This is a genomic window from Rhizobium sp. CB2179 (assembly GCF_057653455.1).
The window spans coordinates 3,850,096-3,874,263 of record NZ_CM172781.1 but is presented as its reverse complement, the minus strand read 5'-3'; the positions used below and the strand labels follow the sequence as shown (position 1 = coordinate 3,874,263).

Sequence of the window (24,168 nt, the reverse complement as noted above, 5' to 3'; positions counted from 1 at the left end):
CAGCCCGCGTTACTGCAGCGGCTTTTCGTATTTTGTATCGATGCTGATCTGGCCGGTAACGGCTGCGATCCGCTTGATCAGTTCGGAAACGCCCTGAAGGGAAAGCAACCCGAAGCCGGCGACGAGGATCAGCTTGACGGGCCAGCGGATCAGCCCGCCGGCGTTGCCCGATATTTCCCCTTGCCGGTAGGACAGTGCGAAGAAGGGCCAGCAGACCCAGGTGAGGAAGACGCAGACGGGGATCAGGAAGAGGATGAGGCCGACGATGTCCATCCAGATCTTCGCCCTGTCGGAAACCGATCCATAGATCAGATCGACGCGGACATGCTCGTTGTTGCGCAGCGCATGCGAAGCGCCGAGCATGACGACGAAGGCGAAGAGATACCACTGGATCTCCAGCCAGCCGTTCGAACTGTAGTTGAAGGCATACCGGACGATGGCGTTTCCGGCGCTGATCAGGCAGCAGAACAGCACCATATATTCGGAAAGTTTGCCCATGAACTGACTGATCGAGTCAATCAGCCGGCTTGCGGCCAGAAGTACCGACATTCGCCTCCCCTTGTTCTTGTCCCACCGGTTTTCCGGCAGTTTTTCCTCTTGCAATCGATGTAGACCACGGCCTTTGAAATTGGAAGGATAAATGCCTCGCGTTGGAGTATAGTCTTAGACGCATCGGCCCCGCCGTAGGGCCGTCAAATATTTCAACAACCCAGGCGTGGATAAATTATTTCGGTAATCTCGCCGGTAGGCTGCATTAACTCGCGTAAGCTGTGCGGTTCACCCTGTGGTTTTAGAAAATTTGACCAAATGTTTGATTCCATTGAAATCAATTTTTAAAAGGTTGGGCCTAGAATTCCCGCGCACAGGGAAAGTGTGGATGAAGCCAGATAACCCGAACAGGGTCCCTATAGATGTGTATCTGTCGTTTGTGAGTTCCCTTTCCGGGAACCGCATGACGCTGCTTGCTGGCGTGATCGTGCATGTCGCGACATGCCTTGCCGTTGCTGCCAAGACCCAGTCCTTCGTCTATATCCTGCTGGCGGCCGCCTTCCTCCTGGTCTTCTGCGTTCGCATGGTCATCTTCCGGCAGTTCGACCGCGTTGACAAGGAGAGCCTGTCGCACGCCGGAATCGAGCGTTGGGAGCGGATCCTGGTTGCGGGTGCTGCCTGCACCACCACCCTGCTTGGCATCGCCAGCGGCTACGCCATCTTCGTCGTCCATGATTCCTTTGCGGAACTTGCCTGCATTGCGGTTACCATGGCGACCATGGTTTCCGTTGTCGGCCGCAATTATGGTTCGCGCCTGGCGGTTGACCTCCAGACCTTTTCCTGCTGTCTGCCGATGATTGTCTGCAGCCTGTTGGCGCTCGATTTTTATCGTGGCTTGTTGTCGATCTTCCTCATTCCCTTCTGGCTGACGACGCGTGCCATGGCGAACGGCGTGCGCGAGTTCCTCTATGAGAATGTCATCGCGCGCCGGGAAATCACCATCATCGCCGACCGCTTCGATACGGCGCTCAACAACATGCCGCATGGCCTAGTCATGGTCGATGCCGAAAACCGCATCCAGGTCGTCAATCGCAAGGCCTGCGAGCTTTTGAAGATCGGTGCGCCGGATCGGTTGAAGGACCGCGATCTCGGCGCCGTGCTACGCTACGGCGCGCGCTACAGCTTCATGGACGCCTCGCAGCCGGAGCTCATCCTGCGCCAGCTCACCCAAGTCGCCGAAGGCAACCTGTCGCGCACGCTCATCCATTTCCCCGAGGGCCTGTCGCTCGAATTCTCCGCCAGCCGCAGGGCCGACGGCGGCGCCGTGCTGATCTTCGAGGACGTGTCGAGCCGGGTGAAGGCGGAGCAGAAGATCATGCACATGGTCCGCTTCGATGCGCTGACCGGCCTGCCGAACCGAGAATATTTCGGGCAGCTGGTGCAGGATTATCTCGCCAAACATCAAAGGAAGTCCGGGCCACTCGGCTTCATGGTTCTCGATATCGATGAGTTCAAACATGTCAACGACATGCGCGGCCACGTTACAGGCGACCATCTGCTTTGCGCCATCGCCGCCCGCATCAAGCAGGCCTCCGGCAACGCCATCCTCGGCCGGTTGATGGGAGACCAGTTCATCCTGTTCTTCCCGCATGCGAAGGAACAGGCCTCGCTCGACGTCGAGATCCGCCGCGTGCACGCCGCAATCCAGGGCAACTACGCAGTCGACGAGCTGACCTTCCTGGTTTCGCTCAGCGCCGGCTACGCGATCCTCGAGAGTGCTGCGTTTGCGATGGACGAATGGAGCGTCAAGGCGGATCTGGCGCTGTTCGAAAGCAAGTCGCGCTTCAAGGGCGGCATTTCCGGCTTCGAGCGGGAGATGGATGGCCGCTATATCGAGCAGCAGAAGCTGAAAGCGGATTTGCGCGACGCGGTCTCGGCGCAGGCGCTGCATCTTGCCTTCCAGCCGATGTTCCGGTCCGACGGCTCGCGGATCGAATGCGCCGAAGCGTTGGCGCGCTGGGTGCATCCGGAGAAGGGCTCGATCCCGCCCGACGTCTTCATCCGGCTCGCCGAAGATATGGGCATCATCTCCGACATCACTCGTTTCGTGTTGTTCAAGGCGTGCAGCGAATGCATGAACTGGCCGGAACATATCGCCGTCTCGGTGAACCTTTCGGCGCGGGATCTGCGCGATGCCGATATTCTCGCGGTGGTCGCCGAAGCGCTTGCCCATTCCGGTCTCGACGCGGCGCGGCTGCATCTCGAAGTCACCGAAAGCTGCCTGATCGACGAGCCGGCGGCTGTGCGCGCCATCCTGGCCGAGCTCAGGGCTCGCGGCATCACCATCGCCATCGACGATTTCGGTACCGGCTTCTCCAGCCTCAGCTACCTCGACACACTGCCGCTCGATATCGTCAAGATCGATCGCTCCTTCGTGCGCAACATCGTCGAAGATAACCGTCGCCTGAAGCTGCTGCGCGGCACGGTCCATCTCGCCCGCGAACTGGGCCTGAAGATCGTCATTGAAGGTGTCGAAACCGAGGAGCAGCTCGCACTGCTCAACAAGCACCGCAGCGCCGATCTTGTTCAGGGTTACGTTTTCTCGCCGCCGGTGCCTTCCCAGAATATCCCGTTGTTGCAGCAGGGCATCGGCCGCCGCGTCGTACAACGCCGCCGCAACAAGGTCGCCTGAGCGGTCTCAACAGACAGTTTACCCCGTGAAAAGCGCGTGCCGCGTTAACCTTAACGATTTAAAAACAAGGGAAATTATCGGATTTCCTTGCCTAAATTTCGCTGGCGTATGATTAATGATCCGTTAACGAGCGGATCGAGAAATGTCAGAGACACTGTTCAAGCGTAGCGATTTCAGCACAAAAATTTTGGAAGTTTTGGATCATGTCGAGTATCGCCGCGTCGAAAGCAGCGAAGACATGGAGCAGGTGGAACGGTTGCGCTACAAGGCCTACAAGGCCCATGACGTGCTGGCGCTTGCCCCGAAAGGGCTGCTTGATGACAGCGATTTCGACAGCCACGCCTATATCTTCGGTCTGTATTATTATGGGGAACTGGTCAGTACGATCCGGGTTCATTATGTGACACCGGAACATCGCCTCAGTCAGTCCGGTGGCGCCTTTCCCGAGGCGATGGATGACCTTCTGGATGCGGGGCTGACCCTGATCGATCCGGCGCGTTTCGCGGCCGACCCCGAGCTCACCGCCGATCTGCCGTGGGTTCCCTATCTGACGCTGAGGCCGACCATCGTGGCGGCGGCGTATTTCCGTGCGGACCGCGTTCTTCAATTCGTTCGGCCGCCGCATGCGGCCTTCTACAAGCGGGTCTTCTATGCCGATACGGTCGTGCCCGGCCGGCTGGCGAAGAATTACGGGATCGACATGACGCTGATGGCGACGAATGTGATCGAGGTCGGGCGAAAGCTGTTGACGCGCTATCCCTTCTTCATCTCGAGCGCCAGCGAGCAGCGCATGATGTTTTCGCGCAATCCCAACGACACCCTGCCGCCGCTCACCATCATTCCGACGGCGCGTTTCGTGCCGCAAGGCGAACTCGGCACCGACCTGCCGCTGTAATTTACCCTGTTCCCGACGGAGAGACGATCTCCGCCGGGCAGAGGAGGGCGATGGACGGCAGGCGATATCAGCCGTCCTTCAGGTCCGTCCAGGCCTCTGACATCGCGGTTGCCACGCGCGCCTGCGGCATTCTCATGCATTGCGCTTTCGCCTGTCATTGTGTAATCCCTGCAAGAAGGGATTTCCCTCGCTCAGGCTAGGGAATCGAGCAGCGCAGAGGCATTTCAGGGAGACGATATTTATGGCCGAACATCATACCGGACCGGTCGAGACCGGCGCGCCGATGGATTATAAAGAACATGAAAAGACCTACGACATGTTCATCGCCAGCGCGAAATACGGCTCGATGCTGCTCATCGTCCTCCTGCTTGCGATGACCGCTGGTTTCTTCGGCGGCGCCGGCCTTCTCGGTGGCCTCTTCGTCTTCATCATTCTTCTCGCAGCCGGCATCTTCCTGTTCCGCTGATCGCGTAGATTCAGAGGGTCAGAGCGGTCCTTTGTGCGTCCGAAAGGACGCACGGCACTCTGAGGGAAGGAGAGCTTCTCCGAAGCTTTTTGAATGAGGTGCTTGGCCTGCGCAGGGAAACCTGCGGCGGTCTGGCTGACCCGGAGGAGGGGGCAGTTGGGCAATATCGTTTTCGTTGCAAGGGAAGTCACGGGCGAGGAGACACGCGTCGCCGCCTCCGCCGAGACCGTGAAGAAGATGAAGAGTTTCGGCTTCGACGTCGTCGTTGAAGCCGGTGCCGGTGCGGCTTCGCGGATTCCGGATGGGGATTTCGAGGCCGCCGGTGCCAGGATCGGCAGTTTTGCGGATGCAGCCTTGGCCGATGTCGTGCTGAAGGTGCGTCGGCCCAGCGGATCGGAAATCTCCGGCTATAAAAGCGGTGCCGTGATCATTGCCATCATGGACCCCTACGGCAATGACGAAGCGATCGCGGCACTGGCAAGTGCCGGGCTTTCGGCTTTCGCGATGGAGTTGATGCCGCGCATTACCCGCGCCCAGTCCATGGACGTGCTGTCGTCCCAGGCCAATCTTGCCGGTTACCAGGCCGTCATCGAGGCGGCGGCGGTTTATGACCGCGCCATGCCGATGATGATGACGGCGGCTGGCACCGTCCCGGCCGCCAAAGTCTTCGTCATGGGCGCCGGCGTCGCCGGTCTTCAGGCGATCGCGACCGCGCGCCGTCTCGGCGCCGCGGTCTCGGCCACCGACGTTCGCCCCGCTGCCAAGGAGCAGGTCGCCTCGCTCGGCGCCAAGTTCATCGCCGTCGAGGACGAAGAGTTCAAGGCGGCGGAAACGGCCGGCGGCTATGCCAAGGAAATGTCTGCCGACTATCAGGCGAAACAGGCGGCTCTGGTTGCCGAACACATCGCCAAGCAGGATATCGTCATCACCACCGCGCTGATCCCCGGTCGTGCGGCGCCGCGGCTCGTTTCGCGCGCCATGCTTGCCTCGATGAAGTCGGGTGCGGTCGCCGTCGACCTCGCGGTCGAGCGCGGCGGCAATATCGAGGGCGTCGTCCCCGGCGAGGTCGCCGATGTCGAAGGCGTCAGCGTGATCGGTTTCGCCAACATGCCGGGCCGGGTTGCGGCCAGCGCCTCGGCGCTCTACGCCAAGAACCTCGTGACCTTCCTCGAGACCATGGTCAACAAGGAAACGCGGAGCGTCGTCGTCAATCTTGACGACGAACTCGTCAAGGCGACGATGCTGACCTATGCCGGGGACGTGGTTCATCCCGCCTTCGGCGGCGCGAAGAAGGGAGACATCTGATGGCCAGTGACGCAATGGACAGGGCGCTGGAGCAGCTCGACCATGCGGTGACCGCCGTGATCACGGCGGCTGCCCAGGCACCGGAAGCGGCAAGTGCTGCGACTGGCGGGGCGATCGATCCCTTCGTCTTCCAGCTCGCCATCTTCGTCTTGTCGATCTTCGTCGGTTATTACGTCGTATGGTCGGTGACGCCGGCGCTGCATACGCCGCTGATGGCCGTCACCAATGCGATCTCCTCCGTCATCGTCGTCGGCGCGCTTCTGGCGGTCGGCATCTCGACCAGCGGCCTTGCGACCGGTTTCGGTTTCGTCGCCCTGGTGCTCGTCTCGGTGAACATCTTCGGCGGTTTCCTCGTCACGCAGCGGATGCTTTCGATGTACCGCAAAAAGGATCGGTGAGGGACTGATGACCAATATCGCAGCCTTCCTCTACCTCGTCTCCGGCGTGCTCTTCATCCTGGCGCTGCGCGGCCTGTCGCATCCGGCTACCAGCCGCAAGGGCAATCTCTACGGCATGATCGGCATGGGCATCGCGATTCTGACGACGCTGGTGCTGGCGACGCCTGACTTCGGCGGCTTCGTGCTGATCATCCTTGGGCTTGCCATCGGTGGCAGTGTCGGCGCCTATGTCGCCCGCACCATACCCATGACCTCGATGCCGCAGCTCGTCGCGGGTTTCCATTCGCTGGTCGGCCTTGCCGCGGTGCTGGTCGCGGCCTCCGCGCTCTACACGCCGGCTTCCTTCGGCATCGGTGAGATCGGTCACATCCACACCGAGGCGCGCGTCGAGATGGCGCTCGGCGTGGCGATCGGCGCGCTGACTTTCACCGGTTCGATCATTGCCTTTCTGAAGCTCGACGGGCGCATGTCCGGTAAGCCGATTCTGTTGCCCTACCGGCATGTGATCAATGCGAGCCTGTTGGTGCTGATCGTGCTCTTCATCATCGGGCTGGCCGCCACCGAGAGCCATTTCGACTTCTGGGCCGTCGTCGCGCTGTCGTTGGCGCTCGGCGTTCTGCTGATCGTGCCGATCGGCGGGGCCGATATGCCGGTCGTCGTGTCGATGCTGAACTCCTATTCAGGCTGGGCGGCGGCCGGCATCGGCTTCACGCTCGGCAATCTGGCGCTGATCATCACGGGCGCGCTCGTCGGCTCCTCCGGCGCGATCCTCTCCTACATCATGTGCAAGGGTATGAACCGTTCCTTCGTCTCCGTCATCCTCGGCGGTTTCGGCGGTGAGACGGCGTCCGGCGGACCAGACACCTCAGACAGGACGGTGAAGCTCGGCTCGGCCGAGGATGCGGCCTATCTGATGGCCAATGCATCGAAGGTCATCATCGTGCCGGGATATGGCATGGCGGTCGCCCAGGCCCAGCATGCGCTGCGCGAGCTCGCGGACAATCTCAAGAAGAACGGCGTCGAGGTGAAATATGCGATCCATCCGGTCGCAGGCCGTATGCCCGGCCACATGAATGTGTTGCTCGCCGAAGCGAATGTTCCCTATGATGAGGTTTTCGAGCTTGAGGACATCAACTCGGAATTCGCTCAAGCCGACGTTGCCTATGTCATCGGTGCCAATGACGTGACCAATCCGGCGGCGCGCGATGACAAGACCTCACCGATCTACGGCATGCCGATCCTCGACGTCGACCGGGCAAAGACCTGCCTCTTCGTCAAACGCTCGCTCGGCTCGGGTTATGCCGGCATCGACAATACGCTGTTCTATAAGGACGGCACGATGATGCTGCTCGGTGACGCGAAGAAGATGACCGAGGATATCAACAAGGCGCTCGCGCACTGATCGTTGCAGCCGCCTTTCGGGCGGCTGTTTGGTTCACGTAAGCAGGTAACTACTGTCTGCCTTGGACGACTGTCGTCAGGTCTCTCCCGGCACGAGCGTCATCTTCTCGACGCCGATCGCCAGGTTCAAACCTTCCTGCGCCTGGACGTTCAACGGCTGCAGCATGAAGGCCTTGTCGGTGCCGCCGGCGATGACTTTGGCGCCGGCGCCAGCACCGATGCTTGCATCGGCGCCGATCCCGTAATACTCGCCGGCAAGGGCGAATTGCGGGATATCCGTGCCGGTCTTTGCCAGCACCTGCCAGATCATGACGCTCTTGCCGGTCTGGCCGATATCAAGGCCGAATTTCTCGATTTTGCCGGCATAGACCGCCTTGGCGCCGCCGGCCGCCGACGTATAAGTGCAGATGAGGTTTTTCTGGGAGGTGACGATCAGACCCTGGCCGCCATCCGATCCGCAGACCAGCCGGCCAAGCGTGACATAGTTTTCCGCGCCCGCCAGGCTCGCCCAGGCAACGGCCGTCAGTGCCGCGGCTGCGATCATCGTTTGCTTGAACATGGTCTTTCTCCTTTGGAACGACCTGTCCGAAACGGGTGGAGATAGCGATTGTTCCGGGCGCTGTTTCAAAGTGATAGAGCGTCCTTAGCGCGTCATAAGAGACGCGCGGCGCTCTATTCCCGCTCCAGCGTGGCGCGTTGCGCCGTCAGCACCCATAACAGGCCTTCGGGCCGGAAATCGATCTCGACCGTGCCGCGGAAGGCGGAGGCGGCATGAGCCTTGATAACGGTCGTGCCGAAGCCCGAGCGTGATGGCTGGGTGACAGGCGGGCCGCCGCGTTCCTCCCAGGTGAAGCGGAGCAGGGCATCCGGCTTGTCTTCCTCCCTGACGTCGCGCCACTCGAAGCGGACACGGCCTTGAGGTACGGAGAGCGCCCCGTATTTCACCGAATTGGTGGCGAGTTCATGCAAGGCGAGGCCGAGATTCTGCACTGCATCCGGCTTCAGCACGAAGTTTTCGCCGCTGATGTCGATCTGCTCGCGCGATTGCGGGAATGCGTGCAAATGGATGTCGACGACCCGCCGTAGCGATACACCTCCCCATTGCTCGCTGGTCAGGAGCTCGATCGAGCGCACCAACCCCTCAAGACGGTCGGCGACGGCGGCGCGGAAGGTCTCGACGCTGTCCGACTGCTTGGCCAGCTGGCGCATCATTGCCTGGGCAAGCGTCAGAAGATTCTTGGTGCGGTGGACGAGTTCGTGCATGACGAAACGCAGCCGGTCCTCGGTCTGGCTACGGTCGAAAGAGGCATTCGAGAGGGCAATCGCTACCTGGTTCGCCTCGATGACGCTGGTCTCGACCGGTGAGACGATATGCCCTTCGCCCATGCGGTTTGCCATATCGGCGATATCGCGGATGGTGGTGCGCACCTGTCTTGCGACGGCATAGGCGGCCAGCACGGCGACGAGCACCAGTGCAACGCCGCCGATGATGAGGAAACGCCAGGTGCTGAGGATCGAAGCCTGGGCAATCGGTCCCCAGATCACCGTCTTCCACGACCAACCGGGAATCTGGGCATAACCGAGGAGCATGTGCGGCAGGATAGTCTCGTCTTCGAAGACGCCACGGGACACGGTGAGCGCCGGCAGAATGCGCGGATCGAAGGGCGTACCGGGTTCAAGATTGGCGGGGCCACTGGCTGCAACGACGTGGCCGCTCTCGTCGATGACGGCGGCCGACCAGCCGGAGGCAAGACCTTCGGTGGTCACGAGCTTGCCCAGATCCTTTGCGTTTTGCGTGATGATGAGGGCTGCGACCGGATCATTCTTCCGTGGCAGGGTGACGTTATAGACCCATTCGCCGCTGGTCCGGCCGCGAAAGACGTCGGAGGCCTCGATGCGACCGGAAGCCATGACCGCTTCGAGGGCAGGGATGTTCGCCGTCTTGCCGAGCGGCGTGCCGAATGCCCGACGTGTGTTCAGCAGTTGCTGGCCGCTGCGGTCGACGGCGATGACGAAAAGCGTATTGTCTCTGAGGGCCGTTTCCGTGCGCTCATGGAAGGAGGCGAGATTGCCGTTTTCAAGCTCCGGCGAACTCGAAAGCAGCCGCAGCGTCGTCGCCATGTCCTGAAGCTGGCGGTCGATGATGCGTGAAAGGGCAAGCGCATCCTGGGCCGTCTCGCGCTTCAGCGTCGAACGCTGGTTGTCCTCCAGCTGCAGCAGAAGCAGCGCCACGAAGGCGAAGATCGGCAGTGCGATCGCCACCGCCATGGCGACGAGGTAGGTGCCGATCGAAGCCTTGGGAAAGAACAGCGCTACGATTTTCATCTGTTACGCCATATCGAATGCACGCATGCATAATTCCTTAAATCGGAATCGATTTAAGGACCAAATTATGCACGAATTCAAAGTGCTAAAGCGTTCTTCGTGCGTTTGAAAAGACGCGCGGCGCTGTAATGCGCGTGGCCCGCAACGATTTTCGCCTGCGGCCAGGAAAGCAAAGATCCGCATCTCTCGCAAACCGCCCCCAACACGTGTTCGAACATCCGATAGCGGGCTATCGAAGCAGGTCCATGTTAGGGGGAGCGAGAGCAGGTTGCAACACACTATGACAGGCCATCAACGATGATGGACGCTTTTTCGCTTCTCGGTGCAAGACGGTGCGGCCGGCTTTGCGGCTGCGTCGCTTCCTCCGCCCGGGTTAGCACGCTGTCACCTCGATGACATCGAGCGACCGGAAGATTCGCTTGAACATCAATGCTTTGGCCGACAGCTCCGAGGGCGCGATCGGCAAGAGGCCGTTGCGAACCGCCCGATGCTTCGGGCTGCCCAATGATGTCCTTAGCCGGCTGGGGCGACGCCGACGCGAGCAAGACCGTCACGAGCCGGCTGGTACTTCGGATCGAGACCGATCGCATGGCGATAGGAGCGGGCAGCCTTCGCCTTGTCGCCGCGGCGTTCGTAGACGAGCGCCTGGTTGGCCCAGGATTCGGCGATGTTGCCGTTAAGCTCGATCGCATGGTTGAAATCGGCAAAGGCGTTGTCGTCGTCGTTCAGCGCGATATAGGAAATGCCGCGGCCATTATAGGGCTCGGCCGAATTCGGGGCGAGCGAGATCGCTTTCGAGAAATCGTCGATCGCTTTATCCTGCTGATTGCGCTTCTGATAGATCAGGCCACGATTGTGGTAGGCGCGGCCATCGGTGGTGCCGAGCTGGATCGCCTTGTCGAAATCGTTGAAAGCCTGATCATCCTGGCCGGCCATGCGATAGACATTGCCGCGGCCGATATAGGCGACGTCGTAGCTCGGATTGATCTGCAGGGCGGCATTGTAATCGGAAATCGCCTGGGCCTGCTGGCCCATGTTGCGATAAACGAGAGCGCGGTTGGCGTAAGCCTGGAAAAACCGCGGATTGATCTGTAATGCCGTGTTGAAATCGTTCAGCGCCGGGCGGAACTGGCCGGCGCGGCCATAGGCGGAACCACGGACGTTGTAACCTTCGGGATCCCTCGGATTGGCGTTGATGACCGCCGTCAGCGACGCGATGTTCTCTTCCGAGCCCTGCGCCTTGTCGATGCGGATCACGGCATCCGTGGTATTGGTCGTCTCACAGCCGGCGAGGCCGAACATTGCCGCCAGCGCCAAAGCGGGCAGGAATGCCGTTTTCTGCAAACGCAGAGCGCGGGACGGATTAAAGGTATTGACAGCCATTCGGGCTCGCTTTCCCCATACGGCATATCCGGTGCGCGGATATGCGATCTCTCAGCGGCAAACTAAAAAAGGCGGCGGCGAACCGATCGCCCCCGCCACAATGCATCTGAAAACGTCGAAATAACGACGGAAACGCTCAGCGTGCTGCGACCAGACCTTCGCGCTGGGCGCGCTTGCGGGCCAGCTTGCGAACGCGACGAACAGCCTCGGCCTTTTCGCGAGCACGCTTCTGCGACGGCTTCTCGTAATAGTCGCGCATCTTCATTTCGCGGAAAATGCCTTCGCGCTGCATCTTCTTCTTGAGAGCGCGGAGAGCCTGATCAACATTGTTATCGCGGACAAGTACCTGCACGAGAATCACGTTCCTTTGGTTGGTTGATGCCGGAGGCGGCGCAGCGGCCTGAGGCAAAATAATTACGTTCGCGCGGCCGGAGCCTTGCGATTGGTGACGCGAAATAGCAGATCGGGTAGGGGAAGTCCAGATGGGGATGGGAGGCGGGCGGAAAAATCATGCTTCGCGTAATCCAGTCATGATCCGGCCGGTTCGGGCGCAGCTTCGTCCAGCGCGGCGATTGCCTCCTTGAGAGCCGTCCTGACCCTTGGGCGATCGGCGTGCTCCGGCGTCGACGATTTCGTTCACCAGCGCATAGGTTTCGTAGCTTAGGATGCTGAAAAGACAGCGCCCGGGATGCATCTGCGAATGGCGTTTGGACCGAAAGCGGCGTAGCCTGTCTGCCGGCAGGTGCGGGCCGTTCTGTCGGCCGTCGGAGGGACAGCCGGTGAGATCATGACGCGCGTGCAGCAAATCGGTGTCGTTATCGGCCTAGCGATCGTGGCTATGCTGACGCTCCTCCGGGCAGGCGATCCTGGGATTTTCAAGCTGATCCGCGGCGTGACGTTCGACGAGTATCAGCGGCTGGTTCCCAGGACCTTCGAGCCGATGCCGGTCCGCGTGATCGACATCGACGAGACGTCGTTGCGCGAATTCGGCCAGTGGCCGTGGCCGCGGGACCGGATGGCTCTGCTCGTAGACCGGCTTTCGGAGATGGGTGCCTCGGCCATCGCCTTCGATGTTCTCTTCGCCGAGCCGGATCGGCTGTCGCCGCGCAATGTTGTGCGCGACGTTGCCGGTGTGGATCCGTCCTTGGCCGAGAAGCTGCCCGACAATGACGAGATATTCGCCCGTTCAATTGCCGGAAAACCCGTCGTGCTCGGCTTCGGACTTTCCAACGAGGGCAACTACCGGCCGCCGGTCAAGGCGGGCTTCGCCTTCACCGGCGAAAGCCCCGTCTCGGCCCCACCCTATCTTGGTGCCTCGACGCCGCTCAGACCGCAATTGGAGGCCAATGCGGCGGGGCTCGGCCATATCAGCCTCAATCCCGGCAACCCCTCGCCGGTGGTGCGGGCGGTGCCACTGTTCCTGACAGACGGCGAACAGCTCTATCCCAATCTCGCAATCGAGGCCCTGCGCGTCGCACAGGGGGCATCGACCTATGTGCTATCGGGCGCGCCCGATCGCGCCGGCATCATGACATCGGCAAAGATCGGCGATTTCGTCGTGCCGCTGACGGCAGCAGGCGAACTCTGGCTTTATGTCAGCCCCGACCGAGCGGAACGTTATATATCCGCCCGTCAGGTGCTCGCGGCCGAAGGGGCCTCTCCCGAGGTCGCGGCCGCCATCGACGGCAGCATCGTCTTCGTCGGCACATCGGCAGCCGGCCTGCAGGACATCCGCGTCACTGCGCTTGGCGAGAACGTTCCCGGCGTTTCGCTGCATGCGCAGGCCGTCGAGCAGATCCTCTCCGGCCATTTCTTGTCGCGGCCCGACTGGGCCGACGGGCTGGAAATCCTGACGATCGCGGTGGTCGGATGCCTGCTCGTCGTGGTGACGACCTTCGTCAGCCCCGCCGTCGCTCTAATCTGTGGCCTGCTGATCACGGCCATGGCGCTGGTGGCGTCCTGGCTGTCGTTTCTTTATGCAGGACTTCTCTTCGATCCGCTGGCTCCGATCGTCAGCGGATCGATCATTCATTTTGCCGCGACCTCGTTCCGGATCCTGGTGATCGACAGGGAGCGGCGCGCGGTGCGGCGCGCCTTCGGGCATTATCTTTCTCCATCGCTGCTCCACCGCATCGAGCATACCCCCGATGCTTTGCGCCTCGGCGGCGACGATCGCGAACTGACGGTAATGTTCGTCGACGTCAGGAGCTTTACGGAGATCAGCGAGCGGCTGGCGCCGACAGATGTCGTCGCGTTCCTGAACACGTTGCTCGATGCGCTGAGCCGCCATGTGGTGGCCCATGAAGGCACGCTCGACAAGTTCATCGGCGATTCGATCATGGCGTTCTGGAATGCGCCTGTCGATGTGGCCGATCATGAAACCAAGGCCGTTCGCGCAGCACTTGCCATGCGCGAAACGCTGGCCGAATTGAACGCCGGCGACGCCTTCGGCTTCGGGCCAGGACAAGAGGTCGGGATCGGCATCGGCATCCATACCGGCCTTGCCTGCGTCGGCAATATGGGCGCCAAGACGCGCTTCAACTATTCGGCGGTTGGTGATGCCGTCAACGTCGCGGCGCGGCTGGAATCATGCTGCAAAGAGGTCGGCTTCGATATTCTGATATCCGACAGCACGGCAAGGTCGGTGCGGGGAATGGCGCTGATCGAGGCCGGTGCCATCCCGCTCAAGGGCAAGAGCAGCCGAACGCAGATCCTCGCCGTCGTCGGCGACGAGCGCGTTGCAGCATCTGCCGAGTTTGCAGCGCTTGTTGTCGTTCACCAGCAACTGATGCAGGCCCTGCTTTCGCATTCAAAGAACACCCGCAAGCTTATCGGCACGGCAAAGCTCCGGGCGGCGCAGGTGATCGGCGGTTTGGCGGAATTCTATCAGCGGATCTCCGGCAGGACCGATCATTTTCGCGAGGTGGCTGATCGCCTCGAGAAGAGCGCGGCCGACTGAAGGCGTCAGCGGTTCCGATTGAAACTCCGGCCCTTGTCGTGGTTGCGATCCCTGCCGTGATCTCGATCACGATCCTTATCGTGATCACGATCTCCGCCATGGTCGCGGTCGTGTCCTCGATGATCCCGGTCATTCCCGTGATTCTGGCTGTGATTTCCCGGCCTGTCGTTTCCATCATGCTTGTCGGGCCTATCCGGCCTGTCGTGATGTGGCCTATCATGGTGCGGTTTGTCGTGATGCGGCTTATCGGGCTTGTGTGGCCGTTCCTTTTGCGGCTCGGCCTGTTTCGGCGGCGGATCTTGTTTCTGTGGATCGGGCGAAGCCGGAGGCGGGGGCCGGTTCCTGTCCCTTCTTTCCGGCGCGGCTGACGCCATATTGCAGCCGCCGAGCATGCCGATGCCGCCTGCAAGCCGCTGATTGCCGGAGAGGAAGGGCAGGGCGTGCTGATTTCCGAGTGTCGCGAGGATGCTGGGATCGACCCGGCGTGCCGCCGACATATCGCCGTTCGGCTTGGCCACCACACAATCGCAGCGCTGCTGCAATTGCCGGCAGCCGCCCGGGCCGCAGAAACGGGCAGCGCCATTCAACAGCACGACGGCGGTCGTGCCATCCGGGCCGACGTAGAAATCGAAAGCGGTGCCGCGCACGCCGATCGTGCCGGCCGGCGTCAGGATCTGGTAGGCCGAGGAGTTGGAATTGCCGCTGACCCAGCGGAATGTGCCCTTTGCTGCCCTGATCGTCAGTTTCTTGACCGATTGGGAATCATCGAAGACATATTTGTCGATCACGACCGACGAACCCCAGCCCACCGCGAGCTTCGTGCCGTCACGAAACACGAATTGGCCAAGCCCCGACGGTGATGTCTTGATGCGCTCGTTGCGATGGACGCTGGTGTCGACCTCGATCGGCCCGCTCTGTCCCGTCACCTGCGTCTTGATGACGACGGCCTGGCCAACCGGCTCGGCGGCGAGCGCCGGCCATGCGCCGCTTAACGCGATGCAAAGCATCGCGATTGATACTGAGCGCCAACCCCACATGATACACGTACCCCGGGAACGTGCGATTGTTAACATTTTAGCAATTGCTTGTCTTCTCACCCTCTTGGGTTAGGGGCGGTCCGGCGGCTCAGCGGAAATGCAGACGCTTGCGTCATCCGCCTGGAACGGCATTCTCGTCAGCGTGTCGAAAGCAAAGCTCTCGCGCGTCGCAAAAGAACCGTTGTGCCGCATTTGGATTTGCGATTTGTATGAGCGCGGAGAACAAGCCCTTTCCCGAAGGAGAAGAAGGCGGATGCGGAAATATTCGGTTTTTGCCGTGGCACGGGAGGCCCTTCGCGGCCACAAGGGCTGGGAGAAGCAGTGGACTTCGCCTGAGCCGCGCGCCGAATACGACGTCGTCATCATTGGCGGCGGCGGCCACGGGCTGGGCGCTGCCTACTATCTCGCCAAGGAGCACGGCATCACCAATGTGGCGGTGATCGAGAAGGGCTGGCTCGGCGGCGGCAATACCGGGCGCAACACCACCATCATCCGCTCGAACTATCTCTACGAAGAGAGCATGCACATTTACGAGCATTCGATGAAGCTCTGGGAAGGGCTTTCCCAGGAGCTCAACTACAATGTGATGTATTCGCCGCGCGGCGTGATGATGCTTTCGCACAATATTCACGACCAGCAGTCCTTCAAGCGGCATATCCATGCCAACCGGCTCTACGGCATCGACAATGAATGGCTGACGCCGGAGCAGGCGAAGGCCTATTGTCCGCCGCTCGATATCTCGGCCAGCGCGCGCTACCCGATCAACGGGGCAGCACTGCAGCGGCGCGGCGGCACGGCCAGGCACGACGCGGTCGCCTGGGGTTATGCGCGGGCGGCCTCAGACCGCGGGGTGCACATCATCCAGAATTGTGAAGTGACCGGTATCCGGCGCGGTCCGGACGGACGGGTGACCGGGGTCGAGACCTCGCGCGGCTTCATCGGTGCCAGAAAGATCGCCGTGTCGGCGGCCGGCCACACGACAACAATCATGCAGATGGCCAATGTGCGCGTGCCGCTGCAATCGAGCCCTCTGCAGGCGCTGGTCTCCGAGCCGCTCAAACCGATCTTTCCCTGCGTCGTCATGTCGAACACGGTGCATGCCTATATCTCCCAGTCCGACAAGGGAGAGCTGGTCATCGGCGCCGGCACCGACCAGTATAATTCCTATTCCCAGACCGGCGGGCTGCAGATCATCACGCACACGCTCGACGCTATCTGCGAGCTCTTCCCGATGTTCCGGCGCGTCAAGATGATGCGGCAATGGGGCGGCATCGTCGACAATACGCCGGATCGTTCGGCGATCCAGTCGAAGACGCCGGTTCCCGGGCTTTACGTCAATTGCGGCTGGGGCACCGGCGGCTTCAAGGCGACGCCGGGCTCGGCCAATCTCTTCGCGCATCTGATTGCCCGCGACGAGCCGCACAAATTCAATGCCGGGCTGACGCTGGATCGTTTCCGCAGTGGCCGGCTGATCGACGAGGCGGCGGCGGCGGCGGTGGCACACTGATGTGGACGGCGGCTCTCCTGACGATCGGGATCAGTGGCGCGGCAATGCCGGCCGGTGACGTCTTTCCCGGCGTCGGAGATTTCCGCCTGCAGAAGATCCACAGGGTTGCCGGCGAAAGCGAATGGCCCTTCGTTGCCGAGAGCGGCACGCTGCTTTGCGCGATGATCCTGCGCCAACCAGCCGTTTATTTCGTGCCTGAGGTCGGCGGAACGCCGGGACGTGCCTTCGTGATCGACAACGATATCGCCAAGATGGCTTTTGCGAATATCGGCATGACCGATGTGCTGGAGCCCTATGACAATTTCGAACAGCTTCTCAAGCGCCTCATTCCCTATGTGACGATGGGAAAGCGTCTCTGCAATCAACCTCCGGGAACCAATGTTTCCGGGTCGGAACTCTAAGACGGGTAACACATGCTGCTGATCTATTGCCCCTACTGTCAGGAAGAGCGCTCCGAGCTCGAATTCCGTGGCGCAGGTGACGCGCATATCGCGCGGCCCGCCGATATCGCCTCGATTTCGGACGAGGAATTCGAGTCTTATTTCTTTATCCGCGACAATCCGAAGGGGCTGATCTTCGAGCGCTGGCGGCATATTCACGGCTGTGGGCGCTTCTTCAACGCGGCACGCGATACGGTGACCGACAAGTTCATCATGACCTACAAGGCGGGGGAACCAAAGCCTGAGATCGGTGCGGCGGCCAAGCAGCATGGGCCCGTCGAGACATATGAAGCCGTGGAAGGAGAGGCGCAATGAGCGGCGTGAACCGTATCGCCGGCAAGGGGCGCCTGACACCGGCCAGGACCGCGCGCTTCAGCTTCGACGGCAAGAGTTATACGGCGCTCGAAGGTGATACCGTCGCCTCGGCGCTGATCGCCAACGGCGTGCATCTCATCGGCCGTTCGTTCAAATATCACCGGGCCCGCGGTATTCTGTCGGCAGGGGCCGAAGAGCCGAACGCGCTGATCGACGTTTCCCGCGATACAGCACGCAAGCAGCCGAACGTGCGCGCCACCGTGCAGGAAGTCTTCGACGGCATGATCGTCAGCTCGCAAAACCGCTGGCCCTCGCTTGCCTTCGACGTCGGTGCGGTCAACAACCTGATGTCGCCGTTCTTTGCCGCTGGTTTCTACTACAAGACCTTCATGTGGCCGCGCGCCGCCTGGAAACACGTCTACGAACCGCTCATCCGTCGTGCCGCCGGCCTCGGCGTCGCACCGACGGAGGAGGATCCGGACCATTATGCCAGCCGCTATGCCCATTGCGACGTGCTGGTGGTCGGCGCCGGTGTTGCCGGGCTTTCGGCGGCGCTGGCTGCGGCCGAGACCGGCGCCCGCGTGATCCTTTGCGACGAGCAGGCGGAAGCGGGCGGGGCATTGCGCTACGATGCCGGCGTGAGGATCGACGGACAGGACGGCAATAGCTGGGCACAGAAGGCCGTGGCGCGGCTGAAGGCGATGGATAATGTCGAAGTGCTCACCCGCACGACCGCCTTCGGCTACTACAACCACAATTTCGTCGGTCTTGCCGAGCGCGTCACCGATCATATTGCCAAGCCTTCCCGCGATCTGCCGCGCGAGCGGCTTTGGCAGGTCCGGGCCAAGCGGGTGATCCTTGCCACCGGCGCGATCGAGCGGCACATGGTGTTTCCGAACAACGACCGGCCGGGCATCATGCTCGCCTCGGCGGGGCGGATGTATCTCAATCATTACGGCGTTGCGGTCGGGGCCAAAGTCGGCATCTACACGGCGCACGACTCGGCCTATGAGGCGGCTTTCGACCTGAAACGATCCGGTGTTTCGATCGCCGCCATCGTCGATTGCAGGCAGACGCCGGGAGCGGCGGTGCTGGAGGAGGCGCGTACGCTCGGCATCGATGTTCTGGCCGGCCAATCGGTCGTCAACACCTCGGGACGGCTGCGCATCTCGTCGATGACGGTGGCGCGCAACGGCGGCGGTTCGCCGCGCAAGATCGCGGTCGATGCGCTGCTGGTTTCGGCCGGCTGGACGGCGTCCGTCCATCTGTTCTCGCAGTCGCGCGGCAAAGTGGCCTTCGATGCCGAAAGCCAGCGTTTCCTGCCCGGCTCCTATGCGCAGGACTGCCTCTCGGTCGGCGCGTGCAACGGCACCGACGACCTGCAGCGGACGATCGAGGAGTCGCTTGCCGCCGGCGAACTGATGGCGCAGGCCACCGGCAGAAGCAGTGGCGAGAAGATCGCAATTTCGGCCGAACAGGCCTATGACTGGACGGGCGGCATGATTGGTGCTGCCGAAGGCGCCGGGCCGAAGACCAACGCCAAGGCCTTTATCGATTTCCAGCATGACGTCTGCGCCAAGGATATCCGCCTTGCCGTGCGCGAGGGCATGCATTCGATCGAGCATATCAAGCGCTTCACGACCAACGGCATGGCCTCGGACCAGGGCAAGCTCTCCAACATGCATGGCCTGGCGATTGCCGCTGAAATGCTCGGCAAGGAAATCCCGCAGGTCGGCCTCACCACCTTCCGTGCGCCCTATACGCCGGTTACCTACGGTACGCTGATCGGTCATTCGCGCGGAGAGCTGTTCGATCCGACGCGCAAGACGCCGCTGCATGCCTGGGAAGAAGCCCATGGCGCGGTCTTCGAGGATGTCGGCAACTGGAAGCGTGCCTGGTTCTATCCGCAGGCCGGCGAGACCATGCATCAGGCGGTGGCTCGCGAATGCCGGACGGCACGCGAGGCGGCCGGTATCTTCGACGCCTCGACGCTCGGCAAGATCGAGGTGGTGGGGCCGGATGCGGCGGAATTTCTCAACCTCATCTACACCAATGCCTGGGACACGCTGAAGCCCGGCAAGGCCCGCTACGGTATCATGACCCGCGAGGACGGTTTCGTTTATGACGACGGCGTTGTCGGACGCCTGGCGGACGACCGTTTCCATGTGACGACGACCACCGGCGGCGCGCCGCGTGTTCTCCATCACATGGAAGATTACCTGCAGACGGAATTCCCGCATCTGAAGGTATGGCTGACTTCGGTGACCGAACAATGGGCTGTCATCGCCGTGCAGGGACCGAAGGCGCGCGAGATCGTCGCGCCGCTGGTCGAAAGGCTCGATCTTTCGAACGAGGCCTTCCCGCATATGAGCGTTGCCGAGTGCACGGTTTGCGGCGTGCCGGCGCGGCTCTTCCGCGTCTCTTTCACCGGTGAAACCGGCTTCGAAATCAATGTGCCGGCCGATTACGGCCAGTCGGTTCTCGAAGCGGTCTGGGCCAATGCTGAGCCGCTCGGCGCCTGCGTCTACGGCACGGAGACGATGCACGTTCTTCGCGCCGAGAAGGGTTACATCATCGTCGGGCAGGATACCGATGGGACGGTGACCCCCGATGACGCCGGACTTTCCTGGGCGGTTTCGAAGAAAAAGACGGATTTCGTCGGCATCCGCGGGTTGAAGCGGCCGGATCTCGTCAAGGACGGGCGCAAACAGCTCGTCGGCCTCGTCACCAAGGACCCGAAGCTGGTGCTCGAAGAAGGCGCGCAGATCGTCGCGAGCCCGAACGAGCCGAAGCCGATGACCATGCTCGGCCACGTCACATCAGCCTATTGGTCGGACAATTGCGGCAGGTCGATTGCCTTCGCGCTCGTCGCCGGCGGCCGGGCGCGGATGGGCGAAACGCTCTATGTGCCGATGCCGGACCGGACGATCGCCGTCGAAGTGACGGATCTGGTATTCTTTGACAAGGAAGGGGGGCGCATCCATGGCTGATGTCGCAATTCGCAAACCGGCGCTGGCCGGACGTCTCGGCGGCTCCGCAGCGGTGCGGTTGACGACCGCACCCACGGCCAGCCGGGTGGCGCTACGCGCGCCGGCGGAATCGCTCTCGGCACTTTCTTCTGCTCTCGGCCTGACGCTGCCGGATGCTCCGAAGACATCCGGCCGGGCCGGCGCCCGATCGGCGCTCTGGATTGGCCCGGACGAGTGGCTGGTGATCGATGAGGCCGGCGCCGGTCTGATGGCTGCACTTTCCGCCGCCGGTACGCTGCATTCGGCGACCGACGTTTCCCACCGCAATGTCGCGATCATCGTTTCGGGACCGGGTGCCGAGGCGACGCTTTCGGGCGGCTGCCCACAGGATCTGTCGCTTTCTTCCTTTCCGGTCGGCGCCGCATCGCGCACGGTCTTCGGCAAGGCGGAAATCGTGCTTTTCCGTACGGAAGAAGACACGTTCCGGGTGGAGTGCTGGCGGTCGTTTTCGGATTATGTCTTCGGGCTGCTGAACGAGGCGGCTGAAGACGCTGGGCACTGAGTCTCAGCAAATCGCGGGCGTGCGCTCATTCAAGGGGTAAGCGAATGCTGCACCATGTCTCCCTCGGTGTTTCCGATATCGAGCGGTCGGCGGCATTTTACGATGCCGCCCTTGCCGCGCTCGGCTATATCAGGGTCTGGGACGATATCAGGCCAGGGCAAACAGGGGAGGCAATCGGCTACGGCCTTCCCGGCGGCGGGGACAAGCTGGCGATCAAGCATCGCCCGGACGGCCAGCGTGCGCCCGGCCCGGGTTTTCATCTGGCGTTTGCCGCGCCGAACCGCCAGGCAGTCGATCAGTTCTATGCGGCGGCAATCGCGCAAGGCGGAAGCGACAATGGCCGACCCGGCCTGCGGTCCCATTACGGTGAGCACTATTACGCGGCGTTCGTCATGGATCCCGACGGACACGCTCTCGAAGCCGTGTTCAATTCGGCCGAGTAACAAAAGTCGTTTTGCTCAGACGTCCTCGGGACGGTCCTTCGGGTCGAATTGGATGATGGTGATCCATTTTGCCGTCAGCGCCGGCTTCTTCTCGTTTTCGATCTCGATCGTGACGTCATAGGTGGTCATCAGCATGCCGGCGCCGCGGAAGCGGGCTTCGGAAAGCAGGAAGCGACCGCGAACGCGGGCGCCGCTTTTCACCGGCGTCATGAAGCGGACGCGATCGAAGCCGTAATTGATGCCAAGAGTCTGCTCGCGCACTTTCGGCAGGCAGTTGTAGTTCATCGTCGACAGCAGAGACAGGGTCAGGAAGCCATGGGCGATGGTGCCGCCGAAGGGGCTTTCGGCCGCCGCGCGTGCGGGATCAACGTGGATGAACTGATGGTCGTCGGTCGCCGACGCGAAGGCGTCGATCATCGTCTGGTCGACGGTGACCCAATCCGAAAGGCCCGTTTCCATGCCGATCAATCCCCGCACGTCGGAGAGTGAAATTTCCGTGACCATGAATTCCTCGTGAAATAAGCCGCCGCGGCAAAGCCTTATCGTGCATTTGTGACGATTGCGACAAGGATTTGCGTGCGGGACGGGAGGCGGTCAATTTTCTACGAAAAAGGCAATCGAGCGTGGCTCGACGGTTGCACGGCCACCGGTTTTCTTCGCTCCATCCGGGGTCAACTGGCGCCAGCCCGGTTCGCCCTGAGAAGGCAGCGTGAAAAATTGGCGGCTCCCCGAGCGATTGAAAAGCACACCAAGCCTGGTCTGCCTGCCGCGAGAGGAGCGGTCACCGGTCGATAACAGCATGCCGAGGGTGGAGAGCGACGGCGTCTCCCATTCGGCAACGCTCATCGGTTCGCCGGAAAGCGAAATCCATTCGACATCGCCATTTCCCGCCAGGAAGCCCGTTTCGGAGAAAACGGTGAAACGGCGACGTAACCCTGCAACGAAGGCGGTATGGGCGATGAGACCCTCGTCCAACGCCTTCCAGTCCAGCCAGGTGATCTCGTTGTCCTGGCAATAGGCGTTGTTGTTGCCGTGCTGGCTGCGGCCGCCCTCGTCGCCCGCCGTCAGCATGATGTTGCCGCGGGTGGCAAAAAGCGTTGAGATCAGCGCCATCACATCGTCCCGGCGACGCTTGCGGATCGTCGGATAGACGGTTTCCCCCTCGACGCCGTTGTTCCAGGAATGATTCTCGTTATGGCCGTCGCGATTGTGTTCGCCGTTGGCGTCGTTGTGCTTTGCGGCATAGGAGACGAGATCGATCAGCGTGAAGCCGTCATGGGCGGCGAGAAAATTGACGCTGCGCGTCTCGTTGCCGTCGTTGCGGGAGAAGATGTCGGAGGAGCCGGCAAGTGCGGTTGCCAGCGCGCCGGTCTTCCAATCGTCGCCGCGCCAGTAGCAGCGCAGATCATCGCGAACCCGGTCGTTCCATTCAAGGAAGGGCGGCGGGAAATTGCCGAGCTGGTAACCGCCCGGGCCGATATCCCAGGGTTCGGCGATCATGATCCGGTCGGCAAGCACATCGTCGGAGAGGATCGAGGCCAGTGTTCCGTCGCGTTCGAAGCCCGTCGCGGTGCGGCCGAGTACCGGGGCGAGATCGAAGCGAAAACCGTCGACGCCGGCGTTGAGCACGAAATGGCGTAGGCTGTCGATGACGAGGCGGCGAACCTCAGGATGATCGCAGGCGAGCGTGTTGCCGGTGCCTGTGTCGTTGACGAGTTCGCCCGGGCAATTCTGGGCGTGGCGATAATAATGCAGGTTGTCGAGGCCGCGCAGCGACAGCGTCGCGCCGTAACGGTCGCTCTCGCCGGTATGGTTGAAGACGAGGTCGAGGATGACGGCGATGCCTTCGGCATGGAGGGCCGCGACCGTCTGGCGCAACTCGGTCATGCCGCCAGGCACGAGCCGCGGGTCGAGCGCCATGAAGGCGACGGGATTGTAGCCCCAGCCGTTGGTGAGGCCGAGCGGCGGAAGGTGGCGTTCGTCGATCCAGGCGGTGATCGGCATCAGTTCGACGGCATCGACACCGATCCGCTTCAGATGTGCGACGACGGAGGGATGGGCAAGCGCTGCGACCGTGCCGCGCTCAGCCTCCGGCACGTCGGGATGGAGAATGGTGAAGGGCCGTACCGCCACCTCATAGATAAAGCCGCCCGGTTTGAAGAGCGGCTTGCTGATCGCGGCTCGGGTATCGGTGGTGACAATCGCCTTCGGCATCAGATCCTGGCTGTCCTCGCCATAGATGCCGAGGCGGGGATCGTAGCGGAACGGCCTATCGATCTCCTTGGCGTAGGGATCGATCAGCAGTTTGGAGGGATCGAACCAGAGGCCGTTATCGGGCGCATAAATACCGTCGGCGCGATAGCCGTAGCGCGCGCCCGCCTTCAATCCGTCGACAAACAGTCGATGGATGTGGTTGCTGTCGCGCGCCATCGGCAGGCGCGCGAATTCCCTGTTGCCGTCATCCTCGAAGAGGCAGAGTTCGATCTGTGCGGCATGATGCGACCATACGGCAAATTCGACGCCGGTCTCGAAGACGATCGCGCCGGCTTGCGCCGAACTGTTCCCCCGCATGTTCCCCCCGG

Annotated in this window: 21 protein-coding genes; 13 read left to right on the top strand and 8 right to left on the bottom strand. The window is 61.8% G+C overall.

The features are described 5' to 3' along the window. Window positions 1–9: 9 nt before the first annotated feature. Window positions 10–549, bottom strand: a complete 540-nt coding sequence (locus tag AC244Q_RS19160) for a TRAP transporter small permease subunit (RefSeq protein ID WP_128405914.1) — start codon at window positions 547–549, stop codon at window positions 10–12. Between the two features lie 328 nt (window positions 550–877). Here AC244Q_RS19160 and AC244Q_RS19155 point away from each other — a divergent pair, with 328 nt between their 5' ends. The 6 genes from AC244Q_RS19155 to AC244Q_RS19130 all read left to right on the top strand — a co-directional run bounded on the left by AC244Q_RS19155 (window position 878) and on the right by AC244Q_RS19130 (window position 7,647). Next, window positions 878–3,181 (top strand): putative bifunctional diguanylate cyclase/phosphodiesterase, encoded by a 2,304-nt coding sequence (locus AC244Q_RS19155; protein WP_012759002.1) that lies wholly within the window; start codon window positions 878–880, stop codon window positions 3,179–3,181. A 142-nt stretch (window positions 3,182–3,323) separates the two neighbouring features. After that, window positions 3,324–4,076, top strand: a complete 753-nt coding sequence (locus AC244Q_RS19150) for an N-acyl amino acid synthase FeeM domain-containing protein (RefSeq protein WP_012759001.1) — start codon at window positions 3,324–3,326, stop codon at window positions 4,074–4,076. Window positions 4,077–4,317: 241 nt separating this feature from the next. Further along, window positions 4,318–4,542 carry an aa3-type cytochrome c oxidase subunit IV gene (locus AC244Q_RS19145; protein ID WP_003552834.1) on the top strand — a complete coding sequence of 75 codons (225 nt, stop codon included), beginning with the start codon at window positions 4,318–4,320 and terminating at the stop codon, window positions 4,540–4,542. 156 nt (window positions 4,543–4,698) lie between these two features. Beyond that, window positions 4,699–5,847, top strand: coding sequence for a Re/Si-specific NAD(P)(+) transhydrogenase subunit alpha (locus tag AC244Q_RS19140; RefSeq protein WP_012758999.1), 1,149 nt, complete (start codon window positions 4,699–4,701; stop codon window positions 5,845–5,847). After that, window positions 5,847–6,245, top strand: a complete 399-nt coding sequence (locus AC244Q_RS19135) for a proton-translocating transhydrogenase family protein (protein WP_128405915.1) — start codon at window positions 5,847–5,849, stop codon at window positions 6,243–6,245. The genes AC244Q_RS19140 and AC244Q_RS19135 overlap by 1 nt, the downstream gene beginning before the upstream one ends. A 7-nt stretch (window positions 6,246–6,252) precedes the next feature. After that, a complete protein-coding gene (locus tag AC244Q_RS19130; RefSeq protein WP_128405916.1) occupies window positions 6,253–7,647 on the top strand; it encodes an NAD(P)(+) transhydrogenase (Re/Si-specific) subunit beta in 1,395 nt (464 codons plus the stop codon). 75 nt (window positions 7,648–7,722) lie between these two features. Here the strand turns inward: AC244Q_RS19130 and AC244Q_RS19125 are convergent, their stop codons facing one another. The 4 genes from AC244Q_RS19125 to rpsU all read right to left on the bottom strand — a co-directional run bounded on the left by AC244Q_RS19125 (window position 7,723) and on the right by rpsU (window position 11,706). Next, entirely contained in the window at window positions 7,723–8,205 is a 483-nt protein-coding gene (locus AC244Q_RS19125) for a DUF992 domain-containing protein (protein WP_128405917.1), read from the bottom strand. Window positions 8,206–8,318: 113 nt separating this feature from the next. Then, window positions 8,319–9,971, bottom strand: coding sequence for a sensor histidine kinase (locus AC244Q_RS19120; RefSeq protein ID WP_113546988.1), 1,653 nt, complete (start codon window positions 9,969–9,971; stop codon window positions 8,319–8,321). A gap of 513 nt (window positions 9,972–10,484) precedes the next feature. Next, on the bottom strand, window positions 10,485–11,354 hold the full coding sequence (locus AC244Q_RS19115) for a tetratricopeptide repeat protein (protein WP_012758995.1): 870 nt from the start codon (window positions 11,352–11,354) through the stop codon (window positions 10,485–10,487). A 136-nt stretch (window positions 11,355–11,490) separates the two neighbouring features. After that, on the bottom strand, window positions 11,491–11,706 hold the full coding sequence (rpsU, locus tag AC244Q_RS19110; RefSeq protein WP_003542939.1) for a 30S ribosomal protein S21: 216 nt from the start codon (window positions 11,704–11,706) through the stop codon (window positions 11,491–11,493). Window positions 11,707–12,141: 435 nt separating this feature from the next. Here rpsU and AC244Q_RS19105 point away from each other — a divergent pair, with 435 nt between their 5' ends. Continuing rightward, the gene (locus tag AC244Q_RS19105; protein WP_128405918.1) at window positions 12,142–14,313 is read left to right on the top strand and encodes a CHASE2 domain-containing protein; all 2,172 of its coding nucleotides are present in this window, start codon (window positions 12,142–12,144) and stop codon (window positions 14,311–14,313) included. 5 nt (window positions 14,314–14,318) lie between these two features. Here AC244Q_RS19105 and AC244Q_RS19100 read toward each other — a convergent pair whose 3' ends face one another. Beyond that, window positions 14,319–15,350, bottom strand: coding sequence for a FecR family protein (locus tag AC244Q_RS19100; RefSeq protein WP_026157477.1), 1,032 nt, complete (start codon window positions 15,348–15,350; stop codon window positions 14,319–14,321). Window positions 15,351–15,603: 253 nt separating this feature from the next. Between AC244Q_RS19100 and AC244Q_RS19095 the strand changes: the two genes are divergently transcribed. Genes AC244Q_RS19095 through AC244Q_RS19070 form a run of 6 tightly spaced genes read left to right on the top strand, consistent with a single transcriptional unit; the run spans window position 15,604 to window position 21,586 of the window. Beyond that, window positions 15,604–16,857: a sarcosine oxidase subunit beta family protein gene (locus AC244Q_RS19095; RefSeq protein WP_128405919.1), complete on the top strand. Its 1,254-nt coding sequence runs from the start codon at window positions 15,604–15,606 to the stop codon at window positions 16,855–16,857. Beyond that, window positions 16,857–17,258 (top strand): hypothetical protein, encoded by a 402-nt coding sequence (locus tag AC244Q_RS19090; protein ID WP_012758990.1) that lies wholly within the window; start codon window positions 16,857–16,859, stop codon window positions 17,256–17,258. Before AC244Q_RS19095 ends, AC244Q_RS19090 begins: the two co-directional genes overlap by 1 nt. A 12-nt stretch (window positions 17,259–17,270) precedes the next feature. Beyond that, window positions 17,271–17,612 carry a sarcosine oxidase subunit delta gene (locus AC244Q_RS19085; protein ID WP_128405920.1) on the top strand — a complete coding sequence of 114 codons (342 nt, stop codon included), beginning with the start codon at window positions 17,271–17,273 and terminating at the stop codon, window positions 17,610–17,612. After that, the gene (locus AC244Q_RS19080) at window positions 17,609–20,602 is read left to right on the top strand and encodes a sarcosine oxidase subunit alpha (protein WP_128405921.1); all 2,994 of its coding nucleotides are present in this window, start codon (window positions 17,609–17,611) and stop codon (window positions 20,600–20,602) included. The genes AC244Q_RS19085 and AC244Q_RS19080 overlap by 4 nt, the downstream gene beginning before the upstream one ends. Then, window positions 20,595–21,143 (top strand): sarcosine oxidase subunit gamma, encoded by a 549-nt coding sequence (locus AC244Q_RS19075; protein ID WP_012758987.1) that lies wholly within the window; start codon window positions 20,595–20,597, stop codon window positions 21,141–21,143. The genes AC244Q_RS19080 and AC244Q_RS19075 overlap by 8 nt, the downstream gene beginning before the upstream one ends. Window positions 21,144–21,187: 44 nt before the next feature. Next, a complete protein-coding gene (locus tag AC244Q_RS19070) occupies window positions 21,188–21,586 on the top strand; it encodes a VOC family protein (RefSeq protein ID WP_128405922.1) in 399 nt (132 codons plus the stop codon). 15 nt (window positions 21,587–21,601) lie between these two features. On the opposite strand, the gene AC244Q_RS19065 is transcribed toward AC244Q_RS19070, so the two are convergent. After that, window positions 21,602–22,090 (bottom strand): MaoC family dehydratase, encoded by a 489-nt coding sequence (locus AC244Q_RS19065; protein ID WP_128405923.1) that lies wholly within the window; start codon window positions 22,088–22,090, stop codon window positions 21,602–21,604. 90 nt (window positions 22,091–22,180) lie between these two features. Further along, complete coding sequence (gene glgX, locus AC244Q_RS19060) at window positions 22,181–24,157, bottom strand: glycogen debranching protein GlgX (RefSeq protein WP_128405924.1); 1,977 nt, start codon at window positions 24,155–24,157, stop codon at window positions 22,181–22,183. Window positions 24,158–24,168: the final 11 nt, after the last annotated feature.